The following is a 16010-nucleotide window of genomic DNA, read 5'->3' on the forward strand; positions in this document are numbered from 1 at the left end:
GTATTTATTGATAGATTTACATAGTCATATATTGCCTGGCATCGACGACGGTGCCAGGTCTCTAGATATTGCCTTAGAGATGGCTCAACAAGCCGTTGACTGTGGTATCAGCCGTATGGTTTGCACGCCGCATATACACAAAGGCTACTTCGACAATTCTCTCGGCACAATTAAACCTGTTTTTGACGAGCTTGTGACTGCTGTTCAGGCAGCTGAAATTCCGCTCGCTCTTTCCTACGCGGCGGAAGTTAGAGTAAATGAGCTTATTCCCATATGGTATAAACAGGGCGAATTACCTTTTATTGGTGAGCTAAACGGCAAGAAAATCCTATTGCTTGAAATGCCTCATAGCCACGTTCCCCAAGGGCTTGAAAGTTTAATAAAATGGCTCTTGCGCAACAACGTGCAGCCCCTTATTGCACATCCAGAGCGCAACAGAGAGTTGCTAGCTGAGCCAGCCAAGTTTAGCTGGCTTCAGCGACAAGGTTGTTTATTTCAAGTTACGGCAGGTGCACTTACGGGTCGTTTTGGCGACAACGTCGCGCAATTTGCGTTAAGTTTAATGCATCGCAGAGCCTTTCATGTTGTAGCTTCAGATACCCACGACCCGATTCGACGCCCTAACGATATGAAAGGGGCCTTTGATGTGGTTTACGATTTTGATACAGCTTTGGCTGAGGAAGTTTTCCTGAAAAGACCCTCGGAAATATTGGGTATTCCGCCTGAGAAAGATGCCCAATGACGCTTCTAAACATTGCTAAGTTTCAACACAAGGCGAGTATGGATGCTTGGCTTAAGTGGATCATTGCACTCATAGGGTTATGGAGCTTTGTATGGAGTGTACAGCTTTTTATCGCGGGCAATGCCTACTATAGCGTTAAGAATAGCATTGATGTATGGCAGAGAAAGCCAGAATTAGTGAATGCATTTAAGGTGGATCGTGCTCTTGGTAAAATAGAGATTGCGCTTAGCTATTTCCCTAAAAATGCACTTTATTACCAAATGCAGGGTCAGTTATATGAATGGAAGGCGTTCAGCGTAGAGGATGAAGCTGTACCTAGCGACGTTCAAACAGTTCCTTCTAATTCGCCTGAAAATTTGAATCAAGCGTTTGTCGCCTACAAAAAGAGCCTTGAGCTTCGACCTAATTGGGCCGGGAGTTGGATAGGATTAGCTTCTGTTAAATGGAAGCGGCGAGAGTTAGACAGCGCCTTCTACGCCTATTTGGCAAGAGCGGTTGAGGTGGGTCCACAGGATGCGATTGTGCATAAATTTGTCGTAGCGTATGGGTTAGACATGTTTGTCGCACGTTCATTACATTACGTAGAGGTAAAAGACTTACTAAAACGCCACTTAGATGCAGGGATTCAAAACCCGCTAAGCAGAAGCTTTGTTTTACAAGCGATTCAGCAGCATAACGTGACTGAGACAGTATGTCGGTGGTTGAATGACTCAAGCTATCCTGTTAGAAAGCGTATACCTAACTGTGTAACGTATAATTAGTGCCTTGCGCAATTAACTCTTTCCTTTCAACCAATCCCAAAGCCCCAATGAGAACCCTTCGAATAGATTTATTCCTAGCCAGCTTTTAAGAATATACAGCAGCACTAAGCCTAACCCCAAGGACACGCTGAAAAACAGCACAACGCTTGTAGCCATAGCAATTCTACCAATCCGACTTTCTGTTCGAGATAAGTCTCGTTTATCTTTTCCTGCTAATAGAACGAAATAGTAGCGGCTTCTTAATATACCGATTGTACCGCGAACATCTATCTTGTGATTCCCCCAACGCCTTCCAGACAGCGCGATATTCAAATGAGATAATTGTTCTTCAGAGAATGAGTCTGCTACTTTTTTGGGCATGCGTTCAAGCATGTGCTGAACGTTAGGCTCTTCTCTAACTGGGCGTTTAATTTTTAAAACCACATAAGATCCTTTTAAAGGAGATAAGATAAAAACACGCTAGTAAACATGCAACTTTTGCTATTTACGTGGTTGCCTTCCCATCGAAATATCTCTACTAAGCGTGCCTAATGCTAGAAGAACTACAAATATAGCCGCATTTGCCGGGGCTTGTAGGGGAAAATCCACACTACTGTGTAATGCCATACCTATGATAGCCATGACACTTGCAAAGGCGGTACCTCTAGGCAATGGATGGCGTCTGTGTCTAATGGCGCTTAGGGCATTCTTAGAGCACAACAGTACCAGCAACGCTAGAAGTGAAGCACCAACGATGCCGAACTCAATACTGAATTGAAGGTACTCGTTGTGAGCATGGTCGTAAAAGTGCTGAATACTCTCACTCTGAACTTGGGGATAAATGGTATAAAAAGTACCGCCGCCTGTACCAATCAGCCCATATTTGCTTAGTAGAGGGAGTGCATCGAGGACTACTTCGTCCCGACTTTCCTGTGCTAGGTTGGTTTGCTCCAAACGCTGTTGCACTTGTTTAAGACCAAAAAGGCTACTCACCAACAAAATATCAATGATCAACATACTAACGAAAAGAGTGATATAGCTTTTTTGACGAGGCTTGAAATAAATCAATCCGAGGGTAGCTGTTACTGTCATGGCGATAAAGAATGCGCTGTTTCCCATTCGCGAGCGAGACATAACCAAGGCAATCACCATGATAATAATGCCTATGCGAAACAGCACCTTGTTGCTGAGCCAAAACTGTACAAGCCTTCGGAGTTTCTCACGTTTACTGGTGTCAGCATCTAAGTGTAAACGTGCAATTAAATACCCAATGGCTGCACTTAAGCAAAGCATCAAAAAATTAGCGTAATGATTTTTGTAGATAAAGCTACCTGTTGCGATATGTGATACAGGCTCTTTGAACACCAAGCTATACTTTAAGCCTGACATGACTTCCAGTGAGCCATAAATAGCTTGAAAAACACCTGCGGCACTAATAACAATAAGTGTGTACCTTAAGCGCTCGGCCGAGTTTATGAGGGTTAGCGCGATAAAAAATAAAAAACAATAAGCAAGGGACTTAAAAAAGGTGACATCGCTTTGACCGACGTCAAAGCTTAAAGATAGCCACATTGAAGTAATATTCTCTTGAAAACCTAATCCATTGCCCAGAAGGTGACTGACACGCTCCGGCCGAATTACTTCGACAAGCGAAAGGGGGAGGGGGGCAATATTGATAAGCTGCCACCCAAGAAAAGCGAGCCATAAAATAACGAACAGCTTGTATCTTGTATAAAGCTGAGATAGCAATGAGGCTCTGATAATCACTAACATTCCGCCAATAAAAAATACTGACATTTGCATCAGTGCCCATGCCCACGGACGGTTTGCACCCAAAGACAGCGGAAGCCAGAACAGAGTAAATAAAAGAAAACCGAAAAGAAACTTTTCGGTTTTCAGAACGTTAACCATAAAAAACTACAATATAAATAGTTAAAGCTTAAGCAGTTATAAATTGGCTAGTTGGCCGAGATTGTTGTGTCACCACCACCGGCACCTGCTGCACCCGTACCGACACCAAGAGGAGAAAATGTATTTCCGGTTCCACCCGCTGCTGTCGCCGTAAGTGTGCTTGGGTCTATTCCAGCATTAATGACGGCCAACAATGCATCCTCTTCACTTATTACCTGCATTTGCAGAGCAATGTTATAAACTTCACTGGCGCTATCAGGGAACATCAGAATAGTAATAGTAACGACTTGAGGTGCTTGATCGGGAAGTTGCGCGAACCCGGCTATTGCTAATTCAAATCCTGAAGCATTGTCGTTAAGTAAACCTACTAGAGACTCGAACACTTTCTGGTTTTCGGCAAGATAGGCAGTGCCTGAAGCATCAAAATAAAGAGCTTCATCAATTACTTTTTCGCTTACTTGGTTAGATGCGCCTTGAATGTCCGTACCTTTTTCAAGTTCAGTAACCAGCAAGTTTCTTACTTGAATACCAGGAATGGTACCTTCTTGCGCTGACGACAATGGAGAAAGTGCGAACAGTACAACAAAAAACAAAGATAAAAAAACGTTGCTACGCATAGCTTATCCTTTTATTCATAAACTTGAGCCAGCTTCTTGCTAGCACCACTTGGTAATATTGTACAACAAGTAAACTGGCTAGGTCTTCACTTTGTTATACGACTTTTCGATAAGGTTTTTAATGTTGCCAAAGCGTCGGCTTGGCAAAATAAAATCCCTGCTGATAAGCCACGTCCAGTTGAGTTAGTGCCACAGACTCTTCTTCATTTTCAACTAGCTCAGCAATAACGTTAATGCCTAACCCGCGTGCTATGCTCAACAAGCTACTTACAAACAACTGATTGTCTTTGTCGCTTTGGATATCTTTTGTAAGCTTTCCAGAAATTTTTACGAAATGAGGCTGAAGTGCTCTTAACCCTGCAAGTGATGCAAGATTTTCTCCAAAGTGTTCAATTGTTACGCGACATCCCAACTCCATCAGAGTTTTACAAAAAGAGATAGCGTCATCTTTATAATGAATAAGCGCAGCGTCCTCGAATTCAAACACCAACTTAGTGCAAAGTGCGATATTTTGGTTCAGTTGTGACACCAACCAAGACCTAAAATCAGCACTCGCCAATGATGCGTTTGCAATATTAATGGCTACATCGCATTTGGTTTGGGAAAGCTTTCTTAGAACAAGGGTCACTACCAATTTGTCAACTTCTGGGATCAGGTTCAAACGTTCTGACGCCGGTATGAGTTGAGACATGGGTATAACACTGCCACTTTCCTTGTCTTTAAAGCGAGCAAAAGCTTCAAAGTAGGATGGGGTGTTTGTTTCACTACTCATAATGGGCTGGATAAGAATATCTGCGTTTTGTTGCTTCAAGATAATATTTAACCGCTCTCGCCAAGCTGTATTGCTATGAATATGAGAAAGTTCTGAGGCAAATTGCCATCCGCTGGCTTGTTTAGTTGCCGCCATAAGCGCACTGTCAGCATTTTCCATAATTTCGGAAAATGATTGCTCATCGCTAAATCGTGTCACACCCATCCAAACTGAGCGGTTACCGTCTTTCAAAGGGTTGCTGAGAGCTAGGGTTTCACTGAGTCTCCCAATTCGGTCGGCACATTCTCGTTTAGATACTGCTTCAGTAACTAGCGCAAAGTCGGCGCCAGATAGTCTAAATAAATGCGTCGTTTCTGCCGATTCGTGAGTAAATTGCTTGAGGATGTTGGCTATAGAGGTAACGTAGCTATCGCCTTCTTGGGCGCCAAGAGATGTATTGATTGCATTAAGTTGCGCCAACCGCACAATCACCAAATAGCCTTCAATTGAGTGGGCTGTAGAGCTCAATAGAGCGTTCATATGACGGGTAAATGCGCCTCTATTTTGAACCCCCGTCAGGCTGTCTTCGTACGCTTGAGCTTTAAAATGCTCTGCTTTTTGAGTGAGTTCCTTAAACATACCTTCTACAGAAGAGGATAACTTATTCACTGCTTGAGTGATAAACGTAAGCTCTTGCGTAAACGGCTTGTAGTTTATTTGAGAGAACTTTTGGTTTTGAATGTCGTTAATCTTGTGAACCACAATTCTCAGTGGCTTTGTAATAGTAGTAATAATGAAAAGTAACGCAATGTACGCTACAACAAATGCGGCGAAAAACATAAAAGCACTTTGCTTGACGCTTTCATAAAGCGTTTCGTTTGCAAGCCCGGGATGGCTTTGAACTGTCAGTTCTCCAGCAAGGGTCCAGCCGTCATTTAATTCTGTACGTTGAACAGGTGGAGTGACTTCGACTAGGTTAGTGAACCACGTAGGCACTGAATCTTGAGTATGTGGGTTTTGGCGTTCAATAAGTAAGTTGCCTTCCATGTCAGTGACAGTAATGTACTGATAGAACCCTCTGTCGAATATGGCATTTACCATAGTTTCTGCAACAATTATTCCGTTGGGCTCGCCAATATAAGGCGTTATAGAAAGCCCTAGCGACGTTGCCGTATCTTGTGCGTGAGTCGCCAATTGCTCATTCACATACTCGCGAGTTAGCTTAACATTTATTATGAAAGAGCCAGCAAACACTAAGACCAGAAATATGGCCAAGCTCGTACTTAATTGGGTAGATAGTCTCATTATTTTTCTTTATCTCCGTACATTACGCGCTCTAGTCGCTCTACCATGTCGTCCCACATTTTCATCGGGCCACTTCCTCTCAATTTGCGGCCCGTACCCATTGCTTTTGCTGCCCACAATCCATTACCGTTAAAACTGTAGATAGGGGACAAGTCTCTACGTTTATTTGCAGGTAAAATTTGTCTATTAATATTGTCTAAAACCAACGGTATTGAGGTGGGCGTTTTGTAATAAGCTAACACCATATGTGGTTGGCGCAATTCTAACGCCGTAACATACATAAGCCTTAGCTGACTTTCGGGTACCCCAAGTTCAATCAGTGAAAAATATTTCGCAATGGTATAATCTTCACAGTCACCGGCGCCGGTGGCTATAAACTCTATTGGTGTGGCCCAGTAATCTTTCTCATTCCAGTGAACTAGATCATCCACAAAATCAAAGCGGTTAAAAAAACGGTTGATAGAATAGAGTTTTTCATCAATCGCTTCATGCTGTAATTCATCGATCAATTGTCGCCAATCTGCAACATCTTCAGCGGCATCGCTGCCATACACCATATCAATTCGCTGATAAACCTGCTCAGTAAAGACCGTCTTTTGCTGGGCAACACCAGAGGTAAGAAAGCAGGCGCAAAATCCTAAAACGGCGCCAACACGTGCAGCAGTAGTTAAACTGCGTGGAGTGGCTGAATTTTGTGTTCGCGTGCCGTAGCGTTCTTTTTGGTGCAAACTGTGGGTACTTAAATGCAATAGATTAAGGTGAGTGTAAAAAATGTTTCACTACAACGGTGTACGCTGACTCACCTGTGATTAGGTTAATGATGGCAAACTTGGTGATAACTTAAAAGGTTTTTGCTCAACTGAATTATCTTTTACTCAAAAGTGATCATAATTGGCATAATTCGTGTTTCTTAATTACAAGGTGTATTTACACAAGCCACTAGAAAATCACTATAATTTCGAGCCTTTGATTCAATTTAAAGGGTAGCAAGCGTGTACGGGTATTGATAACCCCTGTACTATTGCAAATGTTTGTAGCTTTATTACAACGAAAAGGAACTTTCATGAAGTACTCAGCGCGTCCAGCGGTGTTTATTATAAATTCACTTGAAGGCGGTGGCGCTGAACGCGTTATGGTTAAGCTATTAACCATAATGGAACCTTATTTCAAAGAAAGAAAGACTCCCGTTCATCTCATCCTTTTAGATGACCTCCCTGAGTCTCATCAATGCCCCGTGTACGTCAACAAGACTGTCCTGAATTCACAGGGCAGCCTAATTAAGGGCTATCAACAATTAAAGCCAGTGTTGCAAAAGCTCAACCCAGAATATGTGTTTAGTTTCCTCACGCGCAGCAACTTCCTAAACGTCTCACTTTCCAGGCGGATGGGTTTTAAATCCATCATCAGTGAACGGGTCAACACTACTAGTCACCTTTCAGGTGGGTTAAAAGACACCGTAAGTAGGCTGCTTGTTAGATTGCTTTACAATAAGGCCGATAGTGTAGTTGCTGTGTCTGAAGGGGTAAAAGCCGACTTAATTCAAAATTATGCGGTGCCGGAATCTAAAATCGCTGTGTTATATAATCCCTATGATATTGAGCAATTGAGGGGGCAGGCAGCGGAAGGTGTTTCAGATTTACCATCAACGCCCTATGTCATCAGTGTTGGACGATTAGTAAAAAACAAAAATTTCTCACTTTTGATTAATGCGTATGCAAAGGCGAATATTTCAGAAGACCTAGTTATTCTAGGCGTGGGTGATGAAGAATTATTGCTTAAAGAACTGGCAAACGAACTCGGCGTGGGTAACAAAGTTCATTTCCTCGGATTTAAATCGAATCCATATCCTTACGTGAAAAGCGCTGAATATTTTATTAGCACATCGAATGCTGAAGGGTTTCCAAACGCTATTGTAGAAGCAATGTGTTTAGAGAAGGCTGTAGTCGCTACTAATTGTGAATCGGGGCCTGCTGAAATTATAGCTGAAAAGTATCCTTATCATGTGTCTGGTGCGAGCCAAGAAAAAAACGGTATCCTATGCGAATTGAAAAATATAAATGGTGTGTGCAGCGCGTTAAAACTGTTTGAAGACAAGAGCGTACGCATCTCATATGCAATGAAGAGTAAGGTCTGTGCGCAGCAATTCTCTTACCATGCCTTCCAAGAAAAGGTGATTGCGATAATCGATAAGGTTTGTAAATAAGCATGTTCGAAGGGTTAAAAGTTGTTGTTGGCCTGATCAGTTTCATTATGGTGTATCGCACTATAACTGGGAACTGTAACAAATACTTAGCGTTCGCCATTTGCGCGATCTGGCTTAGGTTTTTTTTAGCAGCATTTCATACTATTACGTACCCTTCACTGGTTGCGGGTTTTTCCATTAATGCTTTAAGCAGCATTAGCATTGCTGCTTTGGGCCTATTCTTTCTCCCGCTCAAAGTGTTTGCGCTTAGAAAGTTGGCACCTTTCTATTTTTTATTTTTGACAATATTTGTCAGTGGATTCATTAATTTAAAGATACCGGGCACCATTAATGTCTTGGTAAAATGGTGTTATTTTCTTGTTTTAGCGGGCGCAATATTTCTTTCTGTAAGAGTCCAAGGTCACAGTGAGACGTTTAAGAAACTATTAGTTTGTTTTTTTATGCCGGTTACTTTACAAGTTTTGTCTATCGCCCTTGGTGAAGTTAAGGCGACAGAAAATGACGGCTCAGCCAGTTATATCGGAGGCTATAACCATGAGGCGGCGTTTTCGATGATCATTGTGAGCTTCATATTTGTGTTAGGCTTAACAGAGCGAAATGCAGTAAAGTTTCGAACAACCTTGTTCACAGTCGCAGTTTTCTTACTGATCTTGGTTAATTATCGAACTGCTGTACTCACTATCCTTCCCATAGCTGCAATATTTTACTACTCGTTGGTCGAGCAACGTCTCAAGCCTTCTCAAAAAGCGCCTGTTTTGACTATAGTTTCCATGCTTCTTATTTTCGTATTTGTCGCCATTTCTTTTACTTTAAGAGAAAGGTTTGCGGATGTAGGTACGTTAGCTTCTAACCTGGATTTGATATTTAAATCACCGATTTATTTCAGTGAAGCAGAAAAAGATATCATGTCTTCTAGAGTTTATCTGTGGAGTCAGTACATCAACGCACTTACCAATTCAGACCTGCTTCGACAAATGATTGGCTTTGGCCCTGACTCTTGGAAAGGTGTATTTAAGCATTATGCACACAATACCTACGTTTCTTACTTCTATGAGTATGGTTACATTGGCCTAATGTCTTTTCTTTTACTCTGTCTATATGCGCTGTTTGTAACTGCAAACGTATCAGACAAGCGGTTGGCAAAAATTTTACCTTTATCCCTAATTGGCTTTTTGACAATGAATTTAGCAACTATGCCTTTATGGAACATAGAGGGGTTAATCTTTTTTGCAATCCTGATTGGGGTGTCTTTAGGGAATACAAAGCCTTCGAAAACCCACTTAAGCTTTAGAACTCAGCTAGCACTTTTAACGACAAGGGATTAGTTTTATGAAGATTTGTGCAATTGGCCTTCGCGGTATTCCAGATGTTATGGGGGGAATAGAGTCCCATTGCCAACAACTGTATCCCAAAATGGTGCAGCAAGGGGTACAGGTTACTGTGCTTGCTCGCTCCCCTTATGTAAATCAAAAGCGCTACAATTTTGAAGGTGTTGAAGTGATTAGCGTTTGGGCGCTTCGGCACAAACTATTAGAAACGTTCCTTCATACGTTCATTGCTATTATCTACGCAAGATTGTTCGTAAAACCTGATATCGTGCATTTACACGCAATTGGACCTGCACTTTTTACACCTTTGGCTCGACTACTTGGTATGAAAGTCATGGTTACCCATCATGGTGCAGACTACGATCGACAGAAATGGAGCTCTTTCGCTAAAAAAGTACTTAGATTTGGCGAGAAAATGGGGATTGTATTTGGGAATAGGGTGCTGGTAGTTGGCCGCAGTTTAAGCGAAGCGCTTAAAATTTCATACCCTGAGCATGCCGATAAAGTGAGTTTTGTTCCGAACGGGATGCTTCCCACATTTACCGGAAAACTATCAAGTAATTACTTACCCAAAGATCTAGATATAAATTCAGATGACTACGTTCTCACGGTAGGAAGGCTCGTTCCTGAGAAAGGTTTTCATGACCTAGTTGACGCTTACAAAAAATCAGATATAACGAAAAAACTGGTTATTGTTGGTGATTCAGATCATCAAGATGAATATTGTAGCAATCTACGAAAATCTGCTTCTAGCAATATCCTGTTCGCCGGAAGGAGGTCTGGCGACGAACTCAAGGCGTTGTTTCAACATGCATCCGTATTTATTTTGCCTTCATACCATGAAGGTTTACCTATAGTTGCATTAGAAGCAATTAGTGCTGGATGTCCAGTGTTATTGAGTGATATTTCTCCTAATTTGGACATTGATGCACCGAAAGACTGTTATTTTGGAGTGGGGGATGTAGAAGTGCTAGCGGGAAAATTGTCATCATTATCCGGCCTAGACTTAAATCTCAATAGAGATGCGTTTTTGAGTAAATATAATTGGGAAAGTATTTCAGATGTTACTTTGGGACACGCTCAAAATTTGCTAATTTAGCTCCTAATTTAAAAAATTAATTCCACGCAGTTAGAAAGGAATCTAGTTGGACATTTCAGTTGTAATTACGACACGTAATAGACCCGCTTTTTTGATAGAAGCATTGAGTGGCTTATCTTTACAAACGAAAAAGCCAAAAGAAGTCATAGTGATAGACGATTGTTCTGAAGAATCTTATCAAGAAGCTTTGAGCGCTATTCAGAGAAATAATGCAAAATTCGTCCGCCTAGATAAAAGGAGCGGAGCTAATAGGGCAAGAAATATTGGTATTACTAAGAGTTCAGGCGCAGTTATTGCTTTCTTAGACGATGATGACGTTTGGCTACCTGATTATCTATGCGAAATTTCGCGCCAGTATATAGAAGGGGCTGATGCAGTAGTAACGGGGTTTAGACAGTTAGGGAATGAGAGTGTAATAGTCGTAAATGACGACGTCAGAGTAACTGAAACTTCGTTATTACGTGGCAATACTTATTGCGGTATGTCTGGATTTAGCTGCAGAAGGGATTTGTTAGAAAACCTGTGGTTCGATGAAGAACTCCCTAATGGGCAAGATTGGGATATTTTTGTGAGGTTATTTTTGAGCAATGCCGAATTCCGAAATATTCCAAAAGCATTGTTTTCATATCGATTTCAAAATGCTGACGGTATAGGAGCGAAGCTTCGTCACTTAAGCCCTGAAAACATCTATCCCAGGTTAGCCTCGGCAATTAAGCATAGAAGCTTCCTTGGTGATTATTGGTTCAGAAAGCGAATCAGTGAGCAAGTATTGTTTTCACTTAAATACAAAAATAGCAAAACAAAATGGGTTTTATTATCTGTAAAGCTCGCTGGCGTTAAAGCAACGGTCAGTTTTTTCTATCGAGCTTTAAGAAGAAAGGTTTTAAAACAACCCATGTCTATTTAGTACAAGAAATAAAAGCTAAGGGAAAGTCGCAAATTGAAAAGATGTAAAATGAGTCAGGAAATTGCAGAAAAAGCTTTTATGTACCCACCTAGAAGTCAAAATGAGTTCTTGAACTTAAATAAAATAGCTCTTGAAAAATTAGGCTATGACGTTCAGCCTACTGATTTTGCATTTATTAAGTATTTAATTACTCGTCCAAACAAAGCAATTGTTATTTTAAATTGGGTAGAAGACAGAGTGTATGGCAGATCTTATAAAACAGCAGTCCAATACTTCTTCAAGATGATTGCTTTGATAACTTTTTCAAAGATTTTCGCTAAAAAAGTGGTTTGGGTGAAACATAATTTCAGGCCACATAATAGTAATGGAAGCACTAAACGTTTTAAATTTCTATGCAATCTATACACGTTACTGAGAATCCGCCCAGTGTCATTGGAAGATTACTTTAGTTCTCCTTCACTTGTTCACCCCCTATACAAGTCCGATAATGCGATTTTCGCAGATATGAAGCAGGGCGAGAGTGAATATACGACCGATGTTTTGTTTTTCGGAGGGATAAAGCCCTATAAAAATTTGGACGTAGTTCTGAGTAATTGGCCAGCAACGCTTTCACTTAAGATTGCAGGGAAGTGTTCAGATCCAACTTATACAAAAAAACTAATATCTATTATCGAAGAGCGAGGGCTTAACGTTGTTTGGGACAACCGGTTTCTTTCCAGTGAAGAGCTGAATTACCTTCTTCGAACGTCTAAGTTTGTCCTTCTACCTCACTCTGACGGCACAATGATCAGCTCGGGATCTTTTTATCATGCTATCGGGGAGGGGTGTAACGTCTTAATCAACGAAAGCGAATTTGGTCGAGTCAAGAATGGGCAACACTCTTTTGTCCATCTTGTGGACACTTCTAATCTCTCCGAGAAAAAATTGCAAAGTATGTTTGTACCCAAAAGGGAAGTTCTCAAGGAAGTGATCGCATGCTACGGAGAAGACAAAGTGGTTAATGCTTGGAAAGTTATTCTTTCTACAGTTTAGAATCTTAAAGAGAAATGGAATGAATTCAGATTATAGTTTTCCGTCATCTACTCCGAAAATTAGTGTCCTAGTCCCAGTATACAATGATATCGATAGAGTAGGCCTTTGTATCGAAAAGCTAGAAGCCATCGACTACCCAGCTAGTTGCTATGAGGTGATAATTATCGATAACGGTTCTACTGATGGAACATATGAGTACTTGCAACAGTTAATGGAGGGGATAGCGAGCGATACTTTTCGTTTACTTCAATGTCTAACGCCAGGGTCATATGCTGCTCGAAATAAAGGTTTGCAAGTCGCATCGGGCGAGTATGTTGCATTCACAGATTCTGATTGTTTGGTGTCGACAGAGTGGCTTACTAACTTACTAAGATGCGCGGCGCAGCAGCATGGCGATGTGATAGTCGCAGGAAAGGTCTCATTTTTCTCCGATGCCTCAAAGCAAACGCAGCAAAGTGCGTTGGATTTTGAAAATATGTTTTCAATGAAACAAGATCAAAATGCTAACAGTGGAAAGTGTATAACTGCCAATCTTTTTTGTTCGATGTCGCTTATAAAAAAGCACAAGGGTTTTAACGAAAAACTAAAGTCAGGTGGCGACGTTGAGTTCAGTCAGCGTGTAGTTAATTCTGGCGGAAAAATCATATATTCAAAAAAATCAGAAGTTTTTCATCCTTCCAGAAATAAATCGGAATTGTTGATAAAACGGAGGCGGGTTGTCGGAGGAACATGGGATGCTGAGCTCTCAAAAGCGGGTTTTAAGGAGAAACTGAGGTTTTGTGTAGGATTGGTAAAAATGTTTTTGGGGAGAACAAAAAAAACCTGTTTGCACTCAGGCTTGTCAATAAAACGAAAAATCAGCTTGGTTTGGCTTTTGTTATTAATTTTTCTTACAAGCTTAAGTGAATTCACAAAGCTTCAGTTGGGAAAAGAAGCGAATAGAGCTTAATTTACTTTCCTTAAATCTCTTCAAATTCACTATTGAGAAACCCAATGTCGCTTAAGAAAAAAGCCACCAAAGGTAGTATTTGGACATCGCTTACAAGAACAGGGATCAATGTTGTAGACTTCTTAGTTTATGCATATCTTGCTAGAGTTCTAACGCTAGAAGAATTTGGATTAGCTGGTTTCTGCTTTCTATTCATTGAATTCGCTAATACTCTTGTAAACGCTGGCGTTAACCAAAACCTCGTACAGCGTGATAAGTGGGAAGATAGATACGCAGCAAGTACTATGACATTCGTCGCCGGAATGGGATTGGTTGTAGTTATCGGTATTCTCGGTATCGGTACTCCAATAGCTTATTACTCCTATTCTGAGTTAGCAGCATGGGTAGTTGCAAGCCTCGCACCGATTACTCTCGTAACAAGCTTACAAGTGGTTGTTAGCGGAAAACTTCTGCGTGAGTTTAAAAATAAACAAATGGGTATCGCAAAATTCTGTGCGACCCTCATTTCTGCAGCCACCATTATCGTGTTGGCTGAGAGTGGTTATGGACTATGGGCATTGATAATTGGTAAGCTCGTCAATGCTATCATTCAATATATTCTTCTTATCTACGTTGCTAAATTCAAACCTTATTTTCACTTCAATAGAGAAGATAATAAAGAACTCATCAGCTTTTGCCTCCCGTTGTTTGGCATGACAATAATGAACTTTCTTCATAGAAAAGCGAGTAATCTATTTACTGGAATTGTGTTAGGACCTGCTAGTTTTGCGCTTTTGGCAGCTGCTCATAAAGGGGCGCTTGTGATAAATCAAGTAACCATGAGCTCCATAAATTCAATGGTCGTTCCAAGCTTTTCAAGAGTTAAGAAAAGAGATGACTTGGGGAACCTTTTTATAAAAATGGTAACTATAACAGCATTACTAGTGTTGCCGATTTTTATGGGACTAGCGGCGGTAGCAGACCCATTTGTAACTATTGCGTTTGGAGATAAGTTTGCTCCAAGTGCAGAGTTTATGGCTATATCGGCATTTACCATGTTCCCAGGTGTAGTTGCTTGGTTTTTACCAAACCTTTTAATCGCAAGCGGAAAGACAAATGATGCCTTTAAGTTGACACTGCTTAATTTGATTTCGAATATATTGGTCGCTGGGGCTACGATATGGTTTGGCATCAAATTTATGCTCATCAGTTTGGTTGTAGCAAGCTTTATCTCTTTGCCAATTAGAATCTTTATTGTGAATAGACATGTTTCAATAGACTCAAAGCGATTGTTTAGCTCACTCGTGCCACCTAGCTTCTCAGCGCTTTCAATGTACTTTTTGTTAATTACTATAAAGCCACACATAACCAATTGGGTAAATAGTGATGTTTTATCGCTAATCCTTCTGATTGCAAGTGGGGCTTTAATCTACCCCTTCATGTATATCACCTTGTTCTTTGGCCACGCTAAAGTGCAACTCAATGAACTTAAGGAAATGTTGGCTTCTAAAAAGCGCTAATGAAGTGTCAAATTATTTAACAAGAGCTGTTTTATTAAATGACTGTCAAATTCAAGTTTATGATTTTATTGTTGTTTTTATGTTGGCTTGATAGTTGCTTGATTATGATGGTCTCAAAGGAGTTCAAAAAGCAAACACGCTTGATGAAGTAATTATTGTATATCCGGAGTTGCAATGAAGAGTATTTTTCTGAAAGCTATTTGTGCTTTCTGTTTTTTAAGTGTGAGTGTAAACGCCAACGCAGGGCTTCTATCTGTTAACGGTAGTGAAGTAAATGCTTTAGATATCAACAAATCTTTAGTTTCTTTCTATAACTTTTCAAAAAGTAACTACAGTGCCAATACTGGATTTGAATTAGCTAATCAGTTAGTGGGTTTTTTCGCTAATGATAATGCTGGACAGCTTGGTCTTTATTTAATATTTGGTGGTCCAGGGAGTGTCAAGGGAAATGTAAATTTTGATATCACTCTCAGTGACGGGGAAATCGTTTTTGTAGACGATCCAAATGTAGCTCTGAGAAATGATGTAATAACTACGACATCTTCTGGGTACAACGTTGATATGACGTGGGGAGCTAATCGTACTGATGGTCTAATTCTCTCTTCGTTTTCAAGTGATTTTTGGTTTATTAATTTAGATTTTAACGCCTTGACTGGTATCAATTCGTTTTCTTTTCTTACCTTCGATGCGAATGGCGTAGAAAGCGTACAAGTATTCGAAAAAGGCTTTAATAGCTTGTCGATCACTTCTTTACCTACAGGCAATGTTAGTACAGTCAGTGCACCTTCAAGTATTCTTCTTTTGTCGCTAGCCTTAGTGGGAATTGGCGCATTTAGAAGAACAAAACGTTAATAAAGAATTTACTTTTAAGCCAGCTATCATGCTGGCTTTTTTTTTGCTTATCGTAAAGGTAATTTTGGACTTTTG

15 protein-coding genes are annotated in these 16010 nt (G+C 40.7%); 10 read left to right on the plus strand and 5 right to left on the minus strand.

Annotated features, from left to right (window positions below):
• Positions 1-7 precede the first annotated feature (7 nt).
• Together ACFI6L_RS11015 and ACFI6L_RS11020 are read left to right on the plus strand one after the other, a co-directional pair.
• Positions 8-742, plus strand: coding sequence for a tyrosine-protein phosphatase (locus ACFI6L_RS11015; protein ID WP_462573993.1), 735 nt, complete (start codon positions 8-10; stop codon positions 740-742).
• A complete protein-coding gene (locus tag ACFI6L_RS11020; RefSeq protein ID WP_462573994.1) occupies positions 739-1503 on the plus strand; it encodes a VpsP family polysaccharide biosynthesis protein in 765 nt (254 codons plus the stop codon). Before ACFI6L_RS11015 ends, ACFI6L_RS11020 begins: the two co-directional genes overlap by 4 nt.
• A 12-nt stretch (positions 1504-1515) precedes the next feature.
• Here ACFI6L_RS11020 and ACFI6L_RS11025 read toward each other — a convergent pair whose 3' ends face one another.
• From ACFI6L_RS11025 to ACFI6L_RS11045, 5 genes are all read right to left on the minus strand, one after another.
• A complete protein-coding gene (locus ACFI6L_RS11025) occupies positions 1516-1926 on the minus strand; it encodes a hypothetical protein (protein WP_014979008.1) in 411 nt (136 codons plus the stop codon).
• A gap of 57 nt (positions 1927-1983) precedes the next feature.
• Entirely contained in the window at positions 1984-3393 is a 1410-nt protein-coding gene (locus tag ACFI6L_RS11030; RefSeq protein ID WP_462573995.1) for an O-antigen ligase family protein, read from the minus strand.
• A gap of 47 nt (positions 3394-3440) precedes the next feature.
• Positions 3441-4010: a hypothetical protein gene (locus tag ACFI6L_RS11035; RefSeq protein ID WP_462573996.1), complete on the minus strand. Its 570-nt coding sequence runs from the start codon at positions 4008-4010 to the stop codon at positions 3441-3443.
• Between the two features lie 118 nt (positions 4011-4128).
• Positions 4129-6066 (minus strand): bifunctional diguanylate cyclase/phosphodiesterase, encoded by a 1938-nt coding sequence (locus ACFI6L_RS11040; protein WP_462573998.1) that lies wholly within the window; start codon positions 6064-6066, stop codon positions 4129-4131.
• Positions 6066-6794 carry a transglutaminase-like cysteine peptidase gene (locus ACFI6L_RS11045; RefSeq protein ID WP_462573999.1) on the minus strand — a complete coding sequence of 243 codons (729 nt, stop codon included), beginning with the start codon at positions 6792-6794 and terminating at the stop codon, positions 6066-6068. The genes ACFI6L_RS11040 and ACFI6L_RS11045 overlap by 1 nt, the downstream gene beginning before the upstream one ends.
• Positions 6795-7129: 335 nt before the next feature.
• On the opposite strand from ACFI6L_RS11045, the gene ACFI6L_RS11050 reads away from it, so the two are divergent.
• From ACFI6L_RS11050 to ACFI6L_RS11085, 8 genes are all read left to right on the plus strand, one after another.
• Positions 7130-8269: a glycosyltransferase gene (locus ACFI6L_RS11050; RefSeq protein WP_076011194.1), complete on the plus strand. Its 1140-nt coding sequence runs from the start codon at positions 7130-7132 to the stop codon at positions 8267-8269.
• 2 nt (positions 8270-8271) lie between these two features.
• Positions 8272-9594, plus strand: coding sequence for an O-antigen ligase family protein (locus ACFI6L_RS11055; RefSeq protein ID WP_076011195.1), 1323 nt, complete (start codon positions 8272-8274; stop codon positions 9592-9594).
• A 4-nt stretch (positions 9595-9598) separates the two neighbouring features.
• The gene (locus ACFI6L_RS11060) at positions 9599-10696 is read left to right on the plus strand and encodes a glycosyltransferase family 4 protein (RefSeq protein ID WP_014998058.1); all 1098 of its coding nucleotides are present in this window, start codon (positions 9599-9601) and stop codon (positions 10694-10696) included.
• Between the two features lie 46 nt (positions 10697-10742).
• Positions 10743-11603, plus strand: coding sequence for a glycosyltransferase family 2 protein (locus tag ACFI6L_RS11065; RefSeq protein WP_462574001.1), 861 nt, complete (start codon positions 10743-10745; stop codon positions 11601-11603).
• Positions 11604-11651: 48 nt separating this feature from the next.
• Entirely contained in the window at positions 11652-12635 is a 984-nt protein-coding gene (locus ACFI6L_RS11070) for a glycosyltransferase family protein (protein WP_462574002.1), read from the plus strand.
• A gap of 19 nt (positions 12636-12654) precedes the next feature.
• Positions 12655-13584, plus strand: a complete 930-nt coding sequence (locus tag ACFI6L_RS11075; protein WP_462574003.1) for a glycosyltransferase family 2 protein — start codon at positions 12655-12657, stop codon at positions 13582-13584.
• Between the two features lie 44 nt (positions 13585-13628).
• Positions 13629-15083, plus strand: a complete 1455-nt coding sequence (locus tag ACFI6L_RS11080; protein WP_462574004.1) for an oligosaccharide flippase family protein — start codon at positions 13629-13631, stop codon at positions 15081-15083.
• A 174-nt stretch (positions 15084-15257) separates the two neighbouring features.
• Entirely contained in the window at positions 15258-15935 is a 678-nt protein-coding gene (locus ACFI6L_RS11085; protein WP_462574005.1) for a hypothetical protein, read from the plus strand.
• Positions 15936-16010: the final 75 nt, after the last annotated feature.

This window comes from Alteromonas sp. G4i35 (assembly GCF_054960375.1).